This window comes from Pedobacter sp. HMWF019 (assembly GCF_003061025.1).
In the GTDB taxonomy this organism is placed as follows: Bacteria; Bacteroidota; Bacteroidia; order Sphingobacteriales; family Sphingobacteriaceae; genus Pedobacter.
Genome location: NZ_QAIL01000018.1, coordinates 1 through 20948, shown reverse-complemented (window position 1 = coordinate 20948; position 20948 = coordinate 1). Strand labels below are relative to the sequence as shown.

Annotated in this window: 22 protein-coding genes; 1 reads left to right on the top strand and 21 read right to left on the bottom strand. The window is 41.9% G+C overall.

All coding sequences use genetic code 11. The features are described 5' to 3' along the window. The first annotated feature begins 44 nt into the window (after positions 1-44). Positions 45-1688 carry an SUMF1/EgtB/PvdO family nonheme iron enzyme gene (locus tag DBR11_RS00915; RefSeq protein ID WP_108549725.1) on the top strand — a complete coding sequence of 548 codons (1644 nt, stop codon included), beginning with the start codon at positions 45-47 and terminating at the stop codon, positions 1686-1688. 83 nt (positions 1689-1771) lie between these two features. Here the strand turns inward: DBR11_RS00915 and DBR11_RS00910 are convergent, their stop codons facing one another. The 21 genes from DBR11_RS00910 to DBR11_RS00810 form a co-directional block, all read right to left on the bottom strand. Continuing rightward, positions 1772-2272, bottom strand: coding sequence for an acetyl-CoA carboxylase biotin carboxyl carrier protein subunit (locus DBR11_RS00910; RefSeq protein ID WP_108549724.1), 501 nt, complete (start codon positions 2270-2272; stop codon positions 1772-1774). A 2-nt stretch (positions 2273-2274) separates the two neighbouring features. Then, positions 2275-2934: a DUF4159 domain-containing protein gene (locus tag DBR11_RS00905; RefSeq protein ID WP_108549723.1), complete on the bottom strand. Its 660-nt coding sequence runs from the start codon at positions 2932-2934 to the stop codon at positions 2275-2277. Continuing rightward, on the bottom strand, positions 2931-3635 hold the full coding sequence (locus DBR11_RS00900) for a 16S rRNA (uracil(1498)-N(3))-methyltransferase (RefSeq protein ID WP_108549722.1): 705 nt from the start codon (positions 3633-3635) through the stop codon (positions 2931-2933). Before DBR11_RS00900 ends, DBR11_RS00905 begins: the two co-directional genes overlap by 4 nt. Before the next feature lie 11 nt (positions 3636-3646). Then, the gene (locus tag DBR11_RS00895) at positions 3647-4972 is read right to left on the bottom strand and encodes a hemolysin family protein (protein WP_108549721.1); all 1326 of its coding nucleotides are present in this window, start codon (positions 4970-4972) and stop codon (positions 3647-3649) included. Beyond that, positions 4973-5524, bottom strand: a complete 552-nt coding sequence (locus tag DBR11_RS00890; RefSeq protein ID WP_108549720.1) for an inorganic diphosphatase — start codon at positions 5522-5524, stop codon at positions 4973-4975. Between the two features lie 6 nt (positions 5525-5530). Next, positions 5531-6190, bottom strand: coding sequence for a DedA family protein (locus tag DBR11_RS00885; protein ID WP_108549719.1), 660 nt, complete (start codon positions 6188-6190; stop codon positions 5531-5533). 46 nt (positions 6191-6236) lie between these two features. Then, positions 6237-7610 carry an NADH-quinone oxidoreductase subunit N gene (locus DBR11_RS00880; protein ID WP_108549718.1) on the bottom strand — a complete coding sequence of 458 codons (1374 nt, stop codon included), beginning with the start codon at positions 7608-7610 and terminating at the stop codon, positions 6237-6239. 4 nt (positions 7611-7614) lie between these two features. Further along, on the bottom strand, positions 7615-9081 hold the full coding sequence (locus DBR11_RS00875) for a NuoM family protein (RefSeq protein ID WP_108549717.1): 1467 nt from the start codon (positions 9079-9081) through the stop codon (positions 7615-7617). A gap of 21 nt (positions 9082-9102) precedes the next feature. Then, entirely contained in the window at positions 9103-10995 is a 1893-nt protein-coding gene (nuoL, locus tag DBR11_RS00870) for an NADH-quinone oxidoreductase subunit L (protein WP_108549716.1), read from the bottom strand. Between the two features lie 22 nt (positions 10996-11017). Beyond that, a complete protein-coding gene (gene nuoK / locus DBR11_RS00865) occupies positions 11018-11347 on the bottom strand; it encodes an NADH-quinone oxidoreductase subunit NuoK (protein WP_108549715.1) in 330 nt (109 codons plus the stop codon). Continuing rightward, complete coding sequence (locus tag DBR11_RS00860) at positions 11347-11844, bottom strand: NADH-quinone oxidoreductase subunit J (RefSeq protein ID WP_108549714.1); 498 nt, start codon at positions 11842-11844, stop codon at positions 11347-11349. Before DBR11_RS00860 ends, nuoK begins: the two co-directional genes overlap by 1 nt. 50 nt (positions 11845-11894) lie before the next feature. Continuing rightward, positions 11895-12395 (bottom strand): NADH-quinone oxidoreductase subunit I, encoded by a 501-nt coding sequence (locus DBR11_RS00855; protein WP_108549713.1) that lies wholly within the window; start codon positions 12393-12395, stop codon positions 11895-11897. A gap of 34 nt (positions 12396-12429) precedes the next feature. Beyond that, positions 12430-13467, bottom strand: coding sequence for an NADH-quinone oxidoreductase subunit NuoH (gene nuoH / locus DBR11_RS00850; RefSeq protein ID WP_108549712.1), 1038 nt, complete (start codon positions 13465-13467; stop codon positions 12430-12432). Next, a complete protein-coding gene (locus tag DBR11_RS00845; protein WP_108549711.1) occupies positions 13467-14471 on the bottom strand; it encodes a 2Fe-2S iron-sulfur cluster-binding protein in 1005 nt (334 codons plus the stop codon). Before DBR11_RS00845 ends, nuoH begins: the two co-directional genes overlap by 1 nt. A 15-nt stretch (positions 14472-14486) precedes the next feature. After that, on the bottom strand, positions 14487-15851 hold the full coding sequence (gene nuoF / locus DBR11_RS00840) for an NADH-quinone oxidoreductase subunit NuoF (RefSeq protein WP_108549710.1): 1365 nt from the start codon (positions 15849-15851) through the stop codon (positions 14487-14489). Next, positions 15851-16363, bottom strand: coding sequence for an NAD(P)H-dependent oxidoreductase subunit E (gene nuoE, locus DBR11_RS00835; protein ID WP_108549709.1), 513 nt, complete (start codon positions 16361-16363; stop codon positions 15851-15853). Before nuoE ends, nuoF begins: the two co-directional genes overlap by 1 nt. Next, positions 16356-17567, bottom strand: a complete 1212-nt coding sequence (locus tag DBR11_RS00830) for an NADH-quinone oxidoreductase subunit D (protein ID WP_108549708.1) — start codon at positions 17565-17567, stop codon at positions 16356-16358. Before DBR11_RS00830 ends, nuoE begins: the two co-directional genes overlap by 8 nt. Before the next feature lie 5 nt (positions 17568-17572). Then, entirely contained in the window at positions 17573-18076 is a 504-nt protein-coding gene (locus DBR11_RS00825) for an NADH-quinone oxidoreductase subunit C (protein WP_108549707.1), read from the bottom strand. Then, entirely contained in the window at positions 18076-18618 is a 543-nt protein-coding gene (locus tag DBR11_RS00820; protein WP_108549706.1) for an NADH-quinone oxidoreductase subunit B, read from the bottom strand. Before DBR11_RS00820 ends, DBR11_RS00825 begins: the two co-directional genes overlap by 1 nt. A gap of 104 nt (positions 18619-18722) precedes the next feature. Beyond that, complete coding sequence (locus DBR11_RS00815) at positions 18723-19094, bottom strand: NADH-quinone oxidoreductase subunit A (RefSeq protein ID WP_108549705.1); 372 nt, start codon at positions 19092-19094, stop codon at positions 18723-18725. A gap of 78 nt (positions 19095-19172) precedes the next feature. After that, positions 19173-20948, bottom strand: a 1776-nt coding sequence (locus tag DBR11_RS00810; protein WP_233260603.1) for a tetratricopeptide repeat protein, incomplete at its 5' end; no start/stop codon positions are given.

The window sequence follows — 20948 nt, the reverse complement described above, 5'->3', positions numbered from 1 at the left end:
ATCATCAAAGGCTCCATCTAACAAAAAATAAAATAAAAAGATAGATGAAAAGAATCCCCCTATATTCATTTAGTTTCTTAATGATTATAATCTTGTTTACTTCATGTTCCTCCAAAAAAAATGGCACTTCTGATAAAACAGGAATGGCCTACAATAAAAAGGAGTATGGGGGTTTTCAGGTTAATAATAAGTTTAAAAGAGGTCCGGGCGCCGGACTGGTAGAAATAGAGGGCGGTGTTTTCGTGATGAGCGGCAGCGCAATAGAAGCACCCGGTCAGGAACTTGGAAATTACAACCAGAAAAGAGAAACCACAGTTTCTTCCTTCTACATGGACGAAACAGAAGTTTCCAACACCAACTGGCTGGAATACCTGGACTGGATCAGAAGAACTTACCCGAATGACCATGAATATTATTACGATGAAATTCCAGACACACTGGTATGGCGCAGGCCGCTTTCGTATAACGAACCTTATGTAGACAATTACTTAAGACATCCGGCTTACCAGGACTATCCCGTGGTTGGTGTAACCTGGGAACAGGCCAATCGCTATTGCGCCTGGAGAACAGACCGGGTCAACGAGCTTCTGCTTCGCGACCGTGGCTATATGACTTCCTTTAAAGATTTAAACGGGGGCGGAAGAGGTGCCGCTATCGCATCCTCACCAAAACCTACAGAGCCCTTTAATACAGACATTTACCTGAATGGACAGATTGATGATAAAGGGAAAAAAGCGATGAAAGACCTGAGTCCTTCAGCTACCCAATCCACCAATAACACCAGGAATGCGCCAACCCGAAATGTGAGACTCGAAGATGGTATCCTTAAACAACCTTACCGCCTTCCTACAGAAGCTGAATGGGAATATGCAGCCCTGGGCCTGATTGGAAATACCCAGTATGAAAATATCAACACCAATAAAATCTATCCATGGAATGGCCTTGGTCTGAGTTCTGCAAAGAAAAAGACAAGAGGTATGATCCTGGCCAATTTTAAACGCACCAAAGGCGACTATATGGGTGTAGGCGGTGCATTGAACGACAAAGGAGGAATTACTGCACCGGTAAGGTCTTATACCCCGAACGATTTTGGCCTGTACAATATGGCTGGAAACGTAAATGAATGGGTTGCTGATGTATATCGTCCAACCACATTTGAAGCCGTTGATCCACTGAACCCTTACCGTGGAAACTTTTATCAGGACAAAAAGACAATGGATCCCATTACAGGCAAAATTGCCAAAGACAAATACGGAAAACCAGTCCTGCTACCTGCAGTGAATGCTAAAAAGCAAACCTGGGCAGAGCGTCAGGCAGGAATTCCTGCTGGAAGCGGTGCAGCACCTGCTCCGGCAGCGGCGACAGACTCCGCGGCTAAAGCAACACCTGCTGTGGCCATTTCTAACACTTATGCCGATCAAAGGGGATACAGAGACCGTGAAAACGGCCTTTACGGAGAGACTACCCTGGTAAACAATAAATCAAGAGTTTATAAAGGAGGCTCCTGGAATGACCAGGCCATTTGGCTAAATCCGGCAGCAAGAAGGTTCTTGCAACAGGACGAATCCTCTGCAGATATCGGTTTCAGATGCGCAATGACTATGCTGGGTGCCTCAGAAATCAGCACAGCAGGCAAACGTGAATTCAAAGTAAAACCACAAAAGAAATTCAGTTCAAGCAAGTTCTAAAGAGAACCACCTTCCTGACTTATATAGAAAAAGCCCTCCAGACAAAAGAGGGCTTTTTTATGTTCAATCCCTACAGAGGGGTATTACGAAAACTGCAGCAAAACTGCATTCTTATCCACCTTTTCCCCGTGTTTAACGGCGATCCTTTTTACAACACCATCTGTAGTAGATTTGATAATATTCTCCATCTTCATCGCTTCCAGCACCAATAAACTATCTCCCTTTTTCACTTCCTGCCCTTCGGTGACCAGAACATTTAAAACCAGGCCAGGCATCGGCGCTTTAATCTCCTGTACCTTGTTTGCCGATAAATTATCCATTCCAAGTTGTTTCAGCAACTGATCAAACTGGTCTTCTATCTTAACTAGATATATCCTTCCATTTACTTTCAGCTCTGCCTGTTTCGCCTCCCTGTCCTCGGATACCATCTCTACACGATAAGAACGGTCTTTATAAATTACATGAGTATGACCACCTGTCAATACAGCTCTATCTATATTCAGCACCTCCCCGTTCACTTTCAGGCCCTCTTGTTCTGCTTCAATTTCGAAGCTGTACTGATCGTTTACTTTTACCTTGTACATAATTATTGTGTTAAAGCATATTGTATTAGATTAGCGCCCATTTTAAGCGCCTCTGTTCTCTTTTCTTGCGTATCACCAGGATAAGTCCCGTAGTCTTCCCATCCATTACCCAGATCGCACTCATAAGTATAAAAACACACGACCCGACCCTTCCAAACCAGCGCAAAGCCTTGCGCCCTTTTTCCATCATGTTCGTGAATTTTCGGAAGGCCATTTGGAAACTTAAAATGTTGCTGGTAAAGTGGATGATTTGCCGGCAATTCTACAAAAGACAATTCCGGAAATACCTTTTTCATTTCCTTACGGATAAACTTATCCAGTCCATAATTATCATCAATATGGAGAAAGCCCCCGCCAGCCAGGTATTTTCTGAGGTTTGCCGCCTCTGCATCACTGAATACCACATTACCATGCCCTGTCAGGTACACGAAGGGATAATCAAAGATTTCAGCACTTCCAACCTCCACCGTAGCCTCGTCAGCAGAGAAATTCGTAAAAATATTTTGATTACAGAACCTCACCAGATTAGGCAATGCTGTACGGTTACCATACCAATCGCCCCCTCCACTATATTTTAGCTTGGCAATTTTATAGGTAGGCGAGCTGAAACTGCTCAACAGCAAGATCAGTCCGGCAAAGAAAACAAGCTTTCTGGTGTTCATCGATTTAAGTAATTCACCTCAAAACAAGCTGCAAGTGCTGCAGTTTCGGTTCTGAGCCGAGTATTACCTAAAGTTAAAGGTTTAAAACCATTTTCCAAAGTCAGGGCAATTTCATTTGGACTGAAATCTCCCTCGGGACCAATTAAAATGGTATACTGTTCCTGCGGCCGGATCAGCTCGCTGATGTATTGTCTGGGTTCACCATCTACGCAATGCGCAACCATTTTAGTTCCGGTATGGTTTTGCTTCATAAAATCGGTTAAAGATACCGCGGTGTTCAGCACCGGATGATAGGCCTGCAATGATTGTTTAACGGCAGAAGTGATCACTTTGAATAAACGGTCTCCTTTGACCACTTTACGTTCCGAACGTTCGCAGATAATCGGAGTGATTACGTCTATTCCAATTTCTGTTGCCTTTTCCAGGAACCATTCTATCCGGTCAATATTTTTAGTAGGGGCTACTGCAATGTGCAGATGATGGTTTCTCTTTTGGTATTCCCGCTGCACATTCAGTACGCGAAGAGAAACATTTCTTTTGGTTTCCTGGATGATTTCCGCCTCATAGAATCCGCCCTTTCCATCAATCAGGAAAACGTGGTCACCAAGTGTTAAACGTAGTACTTTTGTACAATGCCTGCTTTCTTCTTCATTTAAAGTATACTGATCAGCATTGATATCCGGCGTATAGAAAACATGCATATGCAGAAGGTTTAATGATTATCGACCTGATCTTCTTTAGCAATCACCAGTTCCAGTTTAATGGTCTCAATATTCTGCTCCGTCTTTTTCAGGATGGTAAACAGGTAACCATAACATTCCTCACTGTCTCCAACTTCCGGAATTCTTCCAAAAGCATGGGAAACCAACCCCCCAACAGTATCAAAATCTTCATCTTCCGGAAGGTCATGCGGCAAATGCTCGTTCACATCATAAACGGTTGCATAGGCATTGATGATAAATTCCGTATCGGAGATCTTCTCCACATTCGGTTTTTCTTCATCATACTCATCCTGGATCTCGCCCACAATCTCCTCTACAATATCTTCCAGGGTTACCATACCTGCAGTTCCGCCGAATTCATCGATCACAATTGCAATCTGGATTCTTTTCTGCTGAAGTTCACTCAGCAGATCATTGATCTTTTTCGTTTCCGGAACAAAATAAGGCTTGCGGATGATGTCCTTTAAAGTCCAGTCTTTATGACTCGCCAGCAAAGGCAATACATCCTTGGCATGGATAATCCCAATGATCTTGTCAATAATATCATCATATACCGGCAAACGCGAATACCCTTCAGCAATGATCTTTTCAATCACCTCTTCTTTAGGGGTAGACAATTCTATACCTGAAATCTTAGTCCTGGGAACCATGATGTTCTTCACCACACGTTCATTAAAATCAAACACGTTCCGGATCAGTTCATGCTCATTGGTATCCAATGCACCACTTTCCTTTCCCTGGTCCAGCAGGTAGTACAGTTCTTCGGTACTATGTACCGCTTCATGCCCGCCTACGGTATTAATGCCAAATGCCTTCAGAATGATATTGGCGAAGCCGTTCAGCAGCCAGATAAATGGCCTGAACACCACATAAAAAACCTGCAGCGGCAAAGACACAAATAAGGTCGTTGCAACCGGCCTTTGTATGGCAACAGATTTTGGGGCAAGCTCACCAAATACAATGTGCATAACGGTGATGAAACAAAAAGCAATAATAGGCGCAGCAGTCTTTGAAAACGAATCTATAAACTCCGGAGAAGACCCCAGCACTGTTAAAAGATTGTGTAAAAGATGCTCCATAACAGATTCTCCAACCCAGCCCAAACCAAGAGATGCCAGTGTAATACCCAGCTGCGTTGCAGCCAGGTATCCATCCAAATGTTGGGTAATGTATTTGGCAATATTAGCTACTCTACTACCTGATTTAGCTTTAATCTCTATTTGTGAAGCACGTACCTTTACAATTGCAAACTCTGCTGCAACAAAGAAACCGTTCAACACAACCAGGAAAAAGGTTAAAAATATCTGAAAGCCCATTTAAGAATTATTTCTGAATGTTTTATCGTAAAGCTCTATGCTTTCATGGATCACTTTGTGCGCAAATTTAACACCCAGTAAATCCTCAATAGTTACATTTTTGTTCTCCAGCGCTTTATAATCCTGGAAGAAACGTACAATTTCCTTCATGGTATGCGGAGGAAGCTCTGAAATGTCGTTGATGTAATTTACAGACATATCATTTTTAGCAACCGCAATGATCTTATCGTCCTGCTCGCCATTGTCTACCATATGCATTACCCCAATCACTTTCGCTTCAATAATAGAAAGCGGGTATACATCTACAGAACAAAGAACCAGAATATCCAAAGGGTCATTATCGTCGCAATACGTTTGAGGAATAAAGCCATAATTGGCCGGATACATTACTGAAGAGAAAAGAACACGATCTAATTTAATTAAATTGGAATCTTTATCTATCTCATACTTTGCTTTGGATCCTTTAGGAATTTCGATAATTGCATTTACAAATTCGGGCAATTTAGCGCCGGGAGAAACATTATGCCACGGATGGTGATCGTCTTTAGTCATTTTTTATTAATCAGTGTTTGTTGTTTTATCATTATTGCTGCTCAGCACCTTCCCTTTAACAAAGGTATAAATCAAAGGGATTGACGTAATCACAATAAATCCAGTAATTATATATAATAAATAAGCATTAATCTCTTTTTCAAATCTTTTACCTAAAAAATAGCCCAGCAAAGTTAAGGAGGAAATCCATAATAATCCACCGGCTATGTTATAAAATGCGAACCTTTTAAATTCCAGCTTAACCACACCAGCAAAAATCGGTGCAAAAGTTCTAACAATCGGCACAAATCTACCCATAATCAATGCAAATGCGCCCTGCTTATTGTAATATTCTTCCGCTGCCTTTAAATACTTCTTTTTAAAAAAGAAGGTGTCTTTTCTATGGTACAATACAGGCCCTGTTTTTCGTCCAAACCAGTAACCTGTAAAATTACCCAGCACGGCGGCTATAAAAAGCCCCAGCACCAGCACATAAATACTGACATCTAATTTACCTGTAGCAACGAACATGCCCGCCAGGAACAACAGATAATCTCCGGGTAAAAAGAATCCGAAGAATAAGCCCGTTTCTGCAAAAATCACGAACAACACCACATAAAAACCACCTTCTTTTAGTAATTTCTCAGGATCGATGAAGTGCTGTAATGAATTCCAGAATTCGTGCATAGTTCAATTATTCGTAAAACTACAAATAATTATCAAGAGAAGCCCGTTATATCAAATTTAAAATTATAGACGGAAATATACCCAAAATGACGGTAACAGCTACAGAAAGGACCAGTACAACTTTGTATTGCACAGGCGTATCCAGACTGACTTCATTACCTTCTTTAAAGTACATGGCCACAATGACTCTGAAGTAATAATAGAAGCCAACCAGAGCATTTAAAATTGCAAAAGCAACCAGGAAGATTCTATAGTCATTCATCACATTCAGGAACATGACATATTTACCGATAAAGCCCGCTGTCAAAGGAATACCTGCCAGAGACAACATGGCAACAGTCAGGACCAATGCGGCAAGCGGGTTCTTCTTAGCCAGGCCATTAAAGCTTTCAAAGTTATCGCTGCCTGTCTTTTGTTTCACCAGGATCAATACACCAAAAGCCACAATACTGGCAAAAGTATAAGCAGAAGCATAAACAAGTACGTCACCTGCCGATCTTGAAGTCAATGCAACCAGAGAGAACAACAAGTAACCCGCATGAGAGATACTGGAGTAAGCCAGCATTCTCTTGAAGCTTTTCTGATACAGCGCCGTTACGTTCCCAATCAGTAAGGTCAAACAAACAATCACCATCAGTGGCGGCAACCAGAAGTCATGCAATGGTGCAAATGTATCCGCAAATAAACGCAAAAAGGCTGCAAATCCCGCAGTTTTAACAACCGTAGACATAAAAGCTGTTACCAGGCTTGGAGATCCTTCATACACGTCCGGAGTCCAGAAATGAAAAGGCGCAGCACCTACCTTAAAGCTCAGGCCGATCATCATTAAAATGATACCCGGATAGAACAAAGGAGAAACCGCCGTATAATTTCCAACCAGGTATTTATTGATCACCTCTAAGTCGAAAGATCCTGTAGCACCGTAGATCAGCGTAATTCCAAACAACAGGAAACCTGTAGAGAAGGCACCCATTAAAAAATATTTCAGTGAAGCTTCGTTCGAAGCAAAATTGTTCTTACGGATACCCGCCAGGATGTATAAACTCACCGACATAATTTCCAGGCCAATGAACAACATCGACATGTTTTTATAAGAAACCATGATCACAATACCAGCAAGGGCAAAAAGGATCAAGGTCAGGTATTCGGCTATATTTTCACTGTCTTTGGAGAAATAATTCTGTGTCAGTAATAAGATCATCACTGTACCCAAAATGGTCAGGCCTGAAAAAGCAAGTGCAAAATTGTCCATTTGCATCATGCCGTAAAACACCTGATTGGTATTCCATGAGGTAACAACAAAAGCCAGTGAGGTAAGCAGACCAATAATGGAAATAGGTAATAACGCTTTTTTAGCTTTAAACAAACCTGCATAAAGAACTACTAAAGCTGTAACCGCAATTGTTATAATGATATTCATTTCCTTAGTTTACCGATGTTAATTTTTGATTTACCTGTTCTATTAATTGTTGTACAGCCGCTTCAGATAAATGAAGGACAGGCTTTGGATATACCCCCAGTACAATGATCAACGCACAAATGATATATAATACTAATTTTTCAGATCCTTTAATGTCTGTAAAGCCAATGGTCAATTCGTTGGTTTTGCCCAGCATAATGCCCTGATACATTCTCAACATGTATACCGCACCGAAAATAATGGTCAGTCCGGCAAATACCGCTGCCCACAGGTTAAACTGATATACGCCCATCAGTAACAGGAACTCCCCGATAAACCCATTGGTTCCAGGTAAAGCAACCGTACCAAACACAATGATCAGAAAAGCAATGGCCAAATGTGGTGCTTTACTTGCAATACCGCCCAGATCTGCAATTTTATTGGTTTTCATCCTGTTGAAAATGATATCCAGCACAAAGAATAAACCGATCACATTGATACCGTGGCTCAACATCTGGATCATTGCCCCTTGCATACCTTGTGTATTCAAAGCAAAAATACCAGCAGAGATCAGCCCAACGTGTGCAATAGAAGAATAAGCCACCAGCCTTTTTGCGTTCTTTTGTGTAAAAGCAATAACAGAAGCGTAAACAATACCAATAATGGATAATATAATAGCTGTAGTACCCCAATCCTGAACACCTGCAGGAACAATTGGTAATAACCATCTGATCACACCATAAATACCCATTTTTAGCATAATACCCGCCAACAGCATCGTTCCAGTTGCAGGCGCCTCTGTATAGGTATCCGGTTGCCAGGTATGGAATGGAAATACCGGCATTTTAATCGCAAAAGCGATAAAGAAAGACCAGAAAATCCAGCCTTGTTGTGTAGCGTCGAGGTTCAGTTTATAAAAAGCCTGAATATCGAAATTATGCGCCGGGTTTTGCAGGTACAAATAGATAATACCTAAAAGCATAAACAATGAACCGGCAATGGTATACACGAAAAATTTCATGTTCACTTTAATACGGTCCTTACCACCCCAAACAGCGCAGATAAAATACACAGGGATCAATGCTGCTTCCCAGCCAATATAGAACAGGAAGGCATCTAAAGCAGTAAAGACCACCAGCAAACCAGCCTGCATAAATAAGATCAATGCATAAAAAGCATTTGCCCTTTTGTAATCATGCTGATAACTGGCCAGAACGATGATTGGAATCAGAACATTGGTCAGCAGGACAGTAATCAGGCTGATGCCATCAATCCCTGCGTGAAAACTAATGCCCAGTTCTTGTATCCACGGACAGTTCACCACAAACTGTGTGCTGGCATCCGGAATAAAATTAACCGCTACAACAGCTGTAACAGCTAAAGATACGATTGCAGAGATCAAAGCTACATATTTTGCTGCTTTGCCGGCAAACGCCGTCACTAAAGCACCAGCCAGAGGTAGAAATATAAGAAGTATTAAAAGTTGTTCCATTATGCTTGTTTGAACGATCTTTTAGATAGATAAATAAGTATACAATAACAAAGAGATGATTCCGGCCACCATCATGAAAATATAGAACCCTACATTTCCGGTTTGCAATAAACGCAAACCTTTACTGGTCTCCGAAGTACCCCATCCCAAACCATTCACAATTCCGTCTATGATCTTACGGTCAACGATTTTGTAGAAGAACGTAGAAAAAGCATCCAGCGGCCTTCTGATGATCAGATCGTAAAGTTCATCAATATAAAATTTATGGTAGGAAAGATTTGCAAAAGCAGATCTCTTTGCTTCGTCGGCAACAGGCACATGACCTTGTTTGTTGTATTTGTTGTAAGCGATCCCGATCGAAATCAATACCCCTACTACAGAAACTGCCATCAGCATATACTCGGTAGCATGATCAGGACCCTCTGCATGGTGGGCAATCACCGGTGTCAACCAGTGGGCCAGCCATTGATTTCCCCCTAAAGATTCAGGGATGTTCAATGCACCGCCGATCACAGATAAAACCGCTAGCACGATCAATGGCAACGTCATGGTTGAAGGCGACTCATGAATATGCTCTTCTGCATGATGTGTTCCCCTGTATTTACCATAAAAAGTTAAATACAACATTCTGAACATATAGAAGGCCGTAAGGAAGGCGGTAAACACACCAATTGCCCAAACGACTTTATTATATTGATAAGCATGCGCCAGGATCTCGTCTTTAGAAAAGAAACCAGAAAAAGGCGGTAAACCTGCGATGGCAATCGTACCAATCAGCATCGTAATAAAAGTAACCGGTAATTTCTTGCGCAAACCACCCATATGTCTCATATCCTGTTCATGGTGCATTGCATGGATCACAGAACCTGCACACAGGAACAATAAAGCTTTAAAGAAAGCATGGGTAATCACATGGAAGAAGGCCCCATCATAGGCACCAACACCAAGACCAAGGAACATATAGCCCAGTTGAGATACGGTAGAATAAGCCAGTACCTTTTTAATATCCGTTTGTGTAATCGCAATCAGCGCACCCAGAACAGCTGTAGCCAAACCAATGATGGCAATCAGATGCTGGATCACAGGAGCAAGATCAAACAGGACATTAGATCTTGCGATCATATAAATACCCGCCGTTACCATCGTTGCTGCGTGGATCAGAGCCGAAACCGGTGTTGGGCCTGCCATCGCATCAGGCAACCAGGTAAACAATGGAATTTGTGCAGATTTACCACAGGCACCAATAAACAGCAACAGGGTAATCAAAACCACAGTAGAATGGCCAGGCATCAAATTAGCCGCCTGAGGGAATACCTTTGAAAACTCTACACTTCCAAAAGTGGTAAAGATCAGGAACACAGCCAGCAAAAAGCCAAGGTCACCGATCCTGTTCATCACGAAAGCCTTTTTGGCTGCCGAAGCATAACTGCTGTTGGTAAACCAGAAGCCGATCAACAGGTAAGAACATAAACCTACGCCCTCCCAGCCAATGAACATCACAATATAGTTTGATCCCAGGACCAGTAATAACATGAAAAAGATAAACAGGTTCAGGTAGCTGAAAAACTTACCAAAACCCTCATCGCTATGCATATATCCAATAGAATATACATGGATCAGGAAGCCCACCCCTGTAATGATCAGCAGCATAATACTGCTCAGCGGATCAACTAAAAAAGACAGGGGAATGTGTAAACTGCCTGCATTGATCCAGTCGAAAAGGAAAATCTCATGCGATTTGTTCGCATCAGCACCCAATGCAAAAAAGATCCCCACGCTAATGGCAAATGAAATGAAAATCACTCCGCTTCCAATAAACCCGATCAGGTTTTTAGATAATGTATTTCTTCCAAGGCCATTAATTACAAAGCCTAAAAGAGGAATCAACGGAACCAGCCAAACTAAATCTATCATTTTATAATTCTATTCTTAATAATTACCACTTAAGGCGATTCAATACATTAACATCAGTAGACTGGGTATTCCTGTAGACCATTACAATAATACTCAGGCCCACAGCAACCTCGGCGGCTGCAAGTGCCATAATAAAAAACACGAATACTTGCCCTGAAGGATCGTTACTGTGTACCGAAAAAGCGGTCAGCAGTAAATTAACTGCATTCAGCATCAATTCCACCGACATAAAAATCACAATGGCATTTCTGCGGGTCAGTACCCCAACAACACCAATGGTGAAAATAATAGCGCTCAGCCAGATGTAATGGTTAAGCGGCACTCCCTGCAATGTTTGCGTTAGATTTCCCACTATACTTTTTCTTTTTTAGTTAACAATACCGCTCCTACCATCGCTGTCAGCAATAAAATGGAAGACAATTCAAATGGAAGCATAAACGGACCAAATAATTCTTTACCCAGGTTTTTCACCAGACCCAGGTCCGGGTTCTGCAAAACCAGAGGATTAGAAAGTGTCGTTGCTTTGAAAGAACCAATCAGCGTCACCACCAGGCAACAGCCGGCAATGATCCCCACCACCTTGATCAGGTTGGATTTGGAAGGTTCGTTTTCCTTATTGAGGTTCAATAGCATCAGTACAAAAAGGAAAAGTACCATAATGGCCCCCATGTACACGATAAAATTCACTACGGCGAGAAATTGCGCGTTCAATAAAACGTAATGAACCGTGAAGGTGAAAAAAGTAACGATCAGGTAAAGCACACTGTGCACCGGGTTCTTCGAAAAGATCACCATCAGTGAAAAGAAGATGCTTAAAGCTGCGACTACATAGAATACAGATGTACCCATTTATTATTTTGTTTTAAAGCCGTTTAAAAGCGACAAATGTATTAAACTATTTATTTTTTCTCTAATGGTGCCTCTACCAGTTTATCTTTTCCGTAAATGAAATCCTTACGCAGGTAATCAGCCGGAACAATAGGTCCGTCTAAGTAAATGGCCTCTTTAGGACAAGCCTCTTCACATAAACCACAGAAAATACAACGCAGCATATTGATTTCATACACTGCTGCATATTTTTCTTCTCTGTACAGTTCTTTCTCTTCTGGCTTACGTTCAGCAGCAATCATAGTGATCGCCTCTGCAGGACAGGACAATGCACATAGACCACAGGCCGTGCAGCGTTCCCTTCCGTCTTCATCTCTTTTTAAGGAGTGCATTCCCCTGAAGTTGGTCGAAAATTCTCTTTCTACCTCAGGATAGCGTATCGTAGCTTCCTTTTTAAAGAAGTGACTGATGGTGATAGACATCCCTTTCATAATCGCCGGCAGATACATACGCTCTGCAAACGTTAAGGGCTTTTGTTCTAATACTTTCTTTTTACTGGTTAATGGTTCCATTAAACCTCCTTTTATTTTTACCGCTGCGCGGGAGTTAAAACTTTTCTATATAAGCAATCACAAGTCCTGTGACAATAATATTCGCAATAGCCAGTGGAATTAACATCTTCCAGCCCAAATGCATCAACTGATCATAACGGAAACGCGGAATGGTCCAGCGCACCCACATAAAGAAGAATATAAATGCAAAGATCTTCATAAAGAAGATGAACGTGCCAAAAAGCGGTGCCCAGGTTGGTCCAAGCCATACCGCCATGGAGTCCATCCCCGGATAGTTATATCCTCCAAAATAAAGCGTGGCCATTACTGCCGAAGACACGAACATATTGATGTACTCTGCAAACAGGTAAAAGCCCAGTTTCATAGAAGAATACTCCGTATGGTATCCACCGATCAGCTCCGTTTCACATTCCGGTAAATCGAAAGGTGCGCGGTTGGTTTCGGCGAAAGCACAAATCATAAACAGAATAAAGCCAACCGGCTGATACAGCACATTCCAGTGCCAGCCATGCTGTTGTTCCGTAATTTCTTTTAAACTCATGGTACCCGTTACCAGCAATAAAGCGATAATGGATAAACCCATGGCAATTTCATAACTGATGTTTTGAGAAGCCGCACGGATCGCAGACAATAATGAGTATTTATTGTTGGATGCCCAGCCTCCGATCATTACACCGTAAACCCCTAAAGAAACCACACCAAAAATGTATAAAATACCTACGTTGATGTCTGTTACCTGCAAAGGAATGACACGGCCACCTATCGTGATCGGTGATCCCCATGGAATTACTGCTGTACCGATACAGGCCGTCAGCATGGCCAGACCAGGTCCAACCATAAACAGCCATTTACTGGAATTTGCAGGAATAATTTCCTCTTTCATAAACATCTTTACCCCATCCGCAAGCGGCTGTAAAATCCCAAAGGGACCTGCTCTGTCTGGTCCTAAACGGTCTTGTAAAAATGCGGCCACTTTTCTTTCAGCATACGTGGAATACATCGCAATCAGTAAGCTGATCCCGAAAATGATCGCCACCAGTATAAATTTTTCTATAACAAACGAGATATCCATTAGAATTTAGTGGTTTTTTCTAGTTCTATTTTATTTGCAAGCTGCAATTTAGGATTGTCCTGAATTACAGGTAAAGGTTTCATGGTTTCATAGTGATTAGAAGAAATCACCGAAGTATCACTGATGTGCGTAGGATGTTCAATAACCCAGTCTGCAGTCTTTTTCTTATCAAAACGACAAGTATTGCAGATGAACTCTTCCACCTCACCATATACATCCTTACGGGCAGTTACCCTCAGTACATCTTCTCCCTTATACCATAGCGTTACTTTACCACTGCAGGTCGGGCAGTCGCGGTGTGCATCAATCGGCTTAGTAAACCAAACCCTGTTTTTAAACCTGAACGTTTTATCTGTTAATGCACCTACAGGGCAAACATCAATCACGTTTCCGGAGAAATCATTGTCTACAGCCGTTTGGATATAGGTAGAAATCTCTGAATGGTCACCCCTGTTTAAGATACCGTGAACACGTTTATTGGTGATCTGATCTGCAGTAAATACACAACGATAGCATAAAATGCAACGGTTCATGTGCAACTGGATCTTATCGCCAATATCGATGCGCTCAAAAGTACGGCGCTCAAATTCATATCTTGTTTTCTGCAAGCCATGCTCATAGCCCAGATTCTGCAAATCGCATTCTCCAGCCTGATCACATACCGGGCAATCCAGCGGGTGGTTGATCAATAACATCTCTACAACCCCGCTGCGGGCTTCCAAAACCTCCGGAGAAGTAATGTTCTGCACTTCCATACCATCCATCACCGTTGTACGGCAGGAAGCCACCAGTTTAGGCATCGGTCTCGGGTCTTTTTCAGAGCCCTTGCTTACCTTAACAATACAGGTACGGCATTTACCTCCGCTGCCTTCCAGCTTGGAATAATAGCACATTGCCGGAGGTACAATATCCCCCCCAATTTGCCTTGCAGCATTCAGGATCGTCGTACCAGGATCTACTTCAACAGTTATCCCGTCTATGGTTACCTTAACTTTATCACTCATTGTTGCAGCTATTCTTTAATTTTCAGTAGTCACTTCTGCTTTCGCAATCGGATTGGCATAATTAGCCAAACCATAATTTGTATCCAGACATTTAACCGGCTCTTTTACATGCCATTCAAATTCATCTCTGAAATGTCTGATGGCACTCGCTACCGGCCATGCTGCTGCATCTCCCAACGGACAGATGGTATTTCCCTCTATCTTCTTGGATACATCCACCAACAGGTCAATATCACTCATTTTACCATGTCCGTATTCCAGGCGGTGCAATACCTTTTCCATCCATCCAGTACCTTCACGGCAAGGGGAGCATTGTCCGCAGCTTTCATGGTGATAGAACCTTGCAAAGTTCCAGGTATTTCTAACGATACACTGATCCTCATCAAAAGCAATAAAACCACCAGATCCCATCATGGTCCCTGTAGCAAAACCACCCTCAGATAAAGATTCATAACTCATCAGTCTTGGATCACCATTCGCTAACTTTAAAGTTAAATTAGCCGGCAATACAGGAACAGAAGAACCTCCGGCCACAGTAGCCTTCAGTCTTTTTCCATTGGCAATACCCCCACAATATTCATCAGAATAAATAAACTCTTCTACGGGTAAACCCAACTCAATTTCATAGACACCCGGTCTCACCAGGTTACCTGAAGCAGAGATCAGTTTGGTTCCGGTACTGCGGCCTATACCAATTTTAGCATACTCTTCGCCACCATCGTTGATGATCGGAACTGTAGCCGCAATTGATTCTACGTTATTTACTACCGTAGGGCAGCCATATAATCCGGCAATCGCAGGAAAAGGAGGTTTAATCCTCGGGTTTCCTCTTTTACCTTCTAAAGATTCCAATAAAGCCGTCTCTTCACCGCAAATATAGGCGCCGCCTCCTGGCTGAACATATAGTTCCAGGTCATAACCTGAGCCTAAAATATTCTTACCTAAAAAGCCCGCGTTCTTTGCTTCAGCAATCGCTCTTTCCAGAATACGGATTTGAGGCATCATTTCCCCTCTTACATAAATGTAAGACGTTTTAGCGCCAAGTGCAAAGCTGGATACGATCATTCCCTCAATCAAAGCATGAGGAATATAGGTCATCAGATACCTGTCCTTAAAGGTTCCAGGCTCAGATTCATCCGCATTACAAACCAGGTAACGTGGCACACCTTCCGGCTTAGCCAGAAAGCTCCATTTCATTCCCGTAGGGAATCCTGCACCACCACGACCGCGTAATCCTGATTTCTTTACTTCTTCCACAACCTCGTCCGGGGTCATTTTCAAAGCCTTTTCCACAGCGCGGTAACCACCTTTCTGGCGGTACACATCAAAAGTATTGATGCCGGGTACGTTGATATGTTCTAATAATAGTTTACGGGCCATTATTTCTTACGTAAGTCCTCTATTAAATCGTCTACCTTTTGTTCATTCAGGTTCTCATAGAATGTATATTCGGGGCCAATCTGTAAAACCGGTCCATAACCGCATGCGGCCAGACACTCTACACCCCTCCAGCTGAACAAGCCATCAGGCGTTACTTCTCCTTCTTTAACCCCAAGCTTCTGCTCAATATGGTTCATCAGCTTTTCAGCCCCAACTAAACAGCAAGGTCCCGTACGGCAAACCTCCAGCATATATTTGCCCTGAGGTTTTAAGAAGTACATGGTATAGAAAGATGCTACTTCATAGACCTCGATATCCTGAATATCCAGGTAATCTGCTACCCTGTTCATCGCCGAGGTGCTCAGCCAGCCCTGCTCGGCCTGTACTTCATGCAAAATCGGCAGCAAAGCAGATTTCTGCTTACCTTCAGGATATCTTTTTACAATCTCATCAAACTTTGCCAGCAAAGCCGATGAGAAATCTACAGGTTGTTGTTCTTCTACTCTAAGCATCTAATTCTCCTGCTATAATATTCATACTACTCATATTGATGATGGCATCTGACAACAGCATACCTTCACTCATTTTCGCAAACATTTGATAATTGATAAAGCTTGGTCTTCTGAAGTGCAAACGGTAAGGCGTTCTTCCACCATCATTGATCAGGTAAAAGCCCAGTTCCCCGTTACCACCTTCAACAGCATGGTAAACTTCTGCTTTTGGTGCATCGATCTCTCCCATCACAATCTTGAAGTGGTAAATCAATGCTTCCATATTGTTGTACACTTCTTCTTTAGCCGGCAAATAGAAATCCGGAACGTCCGCGTGAAAAATACCCGCAGGTTCATTCTTCAGTTTCTGCATAGCCTGTTCAATCAGACGTACACTCTGCCACATTTCTTCATTACGGACCAGGTAACGGTCATAAATATCACCACTGGTACCAACAGGCACTTCAAAATCGAAATCCTGATAAGAAGAATAAGGTTCACTTACCCGGACATCATAATCTACACCTGTAGCCCTTAATAAAGGACCAGACCAGCTGTAATTCAATGCCGTCTCTGCAGTTACCTTTGCCACACCCGCTGTACGGTCAATAAAAATTCTGTTCCTGTTCAACAGGTTTTCAAACTCTCTTAATGCTACAGGAAATTCTTTCAGGAATTTATTGATCTTCGCAAAAGCGATATCATTAAAATCTCTTTCGAAACCACCTATACGACCAATATTAGTTGTTAAACGTGCTCCGCAAATCTCCTCATAGATCTCATAAATATGCTCCCTGAACTGAAATAAGTAAAGGAAGGTTGTTGTAGCCCCTGTATCCTGTGCAATAATCGTATTGCAAATGATATGGTCAGAGATCCTGGACAGCTCCATAATGATTACCCGCAGATAATCTACCCGTTTAGGCATCTCAATGTTCAGTAATTTCTCTACTGTCATATGCCAGCCCATATTATTGATCGGTGAAGAACAATAATTCAAACGATCTGTAAGGGGGGTGATCTGGTAAAAAGGTCTGTGTTCTGCAATTTTCTCAAAAGCACGGTGAATGTATCCGATCGTAGAAACTCCACTCACAATACGTTCGCCATCCAGCTGAAGAACATTTTGAAATACCCCGTGTGTAGCTGGGTGGGTTGGCCCTAAGTTTAGGGTGACCAGCTCACTCTGTGGGTCATTATCTGTATATACCGGCTGATTATTCATATATTCTATCTACCAAAGTATTCGTCTTTTTTATCCACTCTGTTTGGATCTTCCAAAGGATATTGTTTCAGCATCGGGTGTACCCCAAGGTCGTCCATATTCAATATTCTTCTCAGATCCGGATGGCCTTCGAATTTAACCCCGAAAAAGTCATAAGTTTCTCTCTCCATCCAATTGGCACCATTCCACAACGTTGTTGCTGTAGGAATGCCTGGATGTTGCTCGTCGATGAACACCTTCACTCTTACCCTTACCTTATTCACCATGCTGTGCAGGTGATATACCACTGCGATACCGTGTTTCTTACCCGGATAATGAACAGCTGTAATATCGGTCAGGAAATTGAAGTTCGTCGCTTCACCTTCTTTAAGAAATTTCAAAACTTCAGAGATTACATCTTTTGTGGTCTCAAAGGTCAGCAGGCCATAAGGTTCCTGAACACCAATGATTTTATCGCCAAACTTTTCAGTCAGCACCTGGATCAGCTCTTGATTCTTGTTCTCAGCCATTATAATATTCCGTATGAAGCCAGTAACTCTTTATACTGATCAGAATTCCTCCTTCTTGAAGATTCATTTCTAACCAGCTCCTGTATTTTACCAAAACCATCTAAAATCGCTTCGGGTCTTGGCGGGCAGCCCGGAACATATACATCAACCGGAATGATCTCATCGATCCCCTGAAGAACAGAATAAGTATCAAAAATACCTCCGCTTGACGCACAGGCACCAACGGCCATTACCCAGCGGGGTTCTGCCATTTGCAGATACACCTGCTTCAATACCGGAGCCATTTTCTTGGCGATGGTACCCATCACCATTAAAAGGTCTGCCTGACGCGGGGAAAAACTTAAACGTTCGGAACCAAAACGTCCGAAATCATAATGCGAACCCATGGTTGCCATAAACTCAATTCCGCAGCAGGAAGTTGCAAATGGTAATGGCCACAAGGAATGGGAACGTGCCAGGCCGATAACTTTATCTAAAGAGGTGGCGAAGAAGCCAGATCCTTCAATGCCTGGAGGCGCGTTTACTATATTGATGTCACTCATGATATAAACAAAAAGGGCTCATTCAGGTAAAGAATGAACCACAAATTTACAATATTTTAGAAGGAATTGGAGTGTACTCCTGCATTTAGAACCAATCTAAATAATTAGTTCCAATCCAGTACTTTTTTCTTCAATACATAGATAAAGCCCAGCAGTAAAGTCCCCATAAAGATGAACATTTCAATCATTCCCCTTGATCCAAGCTCTCTGAAGTTCACTGCCCATGGATACATGAAAATCACCTCCACATCAAACAGAACAAACAGAATGGCCACCAGGAAATATTTAATGGAAAAAGGTTGTCTGGCATTACCCACCACCTTAATACCGGCTTCGAAAGTAGATAACTTATCTTCTGTTTTCCTCGCAGGGCCAAGCAAATGCGTTGCGATCAACGTCGTGACCACAAAACCAAGTGCTACAACAACCTGGAATATAATAGGGAGAAAATCTGAAGGTATACTTTGCGTTTCCATAATATAAATTTGGTACAAAATTAAAAGAAAAAGGCAGGATAACAACCCTGCCTTTTCAATAATAGTTATTTATACTGATTATTTTTTCTTGATTGGTGCTTTTGGCTTAGCTGCAGGAGCAGTTAAATATTTTAGACCTTCAAGCGCATTTGCGTTCTGGGCATCTATAGCCAAAGCTTTATTGAAATAATCTTTTGCTTTTTCTTTATCTGTTGGTGTATAGGCGTAACCTAGATTTGTATAAGCCTCAACAAGGTTTTTAGCCTCTGCCGGAGATTGTGCCAATTCAGGTTTAGTTACAGTAACCAATTTCAAATATTCTTCAAAAGGAGCAATTACAAGACCTTTAGGGTTGTTCTGATCATCTTCAAAACGAGCGATACGTCCGCGAAGGATATAAGCCAAAGTAAACTCCGGACTCTTTTTATTCAAAACTGATAGTGCTGAATCAGCCTCAACCAATAATGTTTTGCTCGGGTTCTTTTTATCTCTATCTGCAAGTGCATAGTTAAAGTAGTTTGCATTTGCCAAATAGTAGTAATTCGTTAAAGAACCTTTACCATTAGGATTTAATTTAATTGCAGATTTATACACCTCCGCTGCTTTTGCATAGTTCTTAGCTTTAAACAATACCAATGCTACATCTTCCAACGCATCCACATTTGTAGAATCCTTTTGAACCGCTTTCGTGATGTTTTTAAGGGCTAAGCTATCATTACCAGATTGAAGCAATGCCTTACCCAAATACAGGTAATCAGTTGCGATCAAACGTGAAGTATCTGTAGTTTTAGCAAACAAATCGTTCATGTATTGTAAACTTTGAGGATAGTTTTTATTCTCATAAGCTGAATAACCACGCATCCTTAATACAACTGGCAATTTGGGGTCATTAGGACTTACTGTAGCCAGTTCTGCTGTTACTTGTTCTAAAGTTTTATAATCTTTAGCATAGAATAAGAACTGTGCATAACGCAATTTAGATTCGAATGATTTATCCGTCAGGTCAAGATACTTTCTGTAGTTCTCTAAAGCCAATGCTGCTTTTGCATCAAAGTTCTGCGGCTCAAAGTTCGCCCACTGCATATAAAGCTCAGCGATCTCTCTGTAAGCAGGACCATAATTAGGGTCTTTAGTAATCGCTTCTTTTAAACGCTCTTCAGACTCAGGAAATGCTCTTGATTCTTTGTACATACGGCCAATCTGAACTGTACCTCTTAAAAGGTTTTCGTTGATGTTCAGCGCACGCATATAATTTTGCAACGCTTCAGAGTTCTTTTTCTGAGCTGCGTAATAATCCCCCAATGCGATGAAAGTTTCCGCATCTTTGTCATCTTTGTCTAACTCATCTGCTTTCTGCAAAAATGGAAGAGCTGAAGTGTAATCACCTGCCGCGGTATAGGCTTTACCGATATACATCGATGGCAGGTAGTCTTTCTTTGAAGAAACCTCGATGGCTTTATCAAAGTTAGTTTTTGCTGAAGCTGCATTTTTAGAAGCCAGGTCAGCTTCACCTAAACCAATGTAGTTTAATGCATACTTTGGATCAGCGGTAACCCCTTTTGTAAAAACGGCTCTTGCAGAATCCACGTAATCTGTACGCAGGTAAACTTCACCCAGGTTGTAGTAATTTTCACCTTTACTGGCCTGAGAATTCACGAGCGCTTTAAGCATCGAAGTCGCTTTTTGGTACTGTTCGGCATCTATCGCCTTCTTTGCATCAGTTAAACTTTGAGCAAAAGAGGCAGAACCCATCACTACTAAACCTAAACCTAAGGTTATTGCTTTCTTTGTCATTTTCATTGGTTCTATTAATTTAATTTTAATTGTAATGAAGCTTGCTGCGCAGGTTTCATT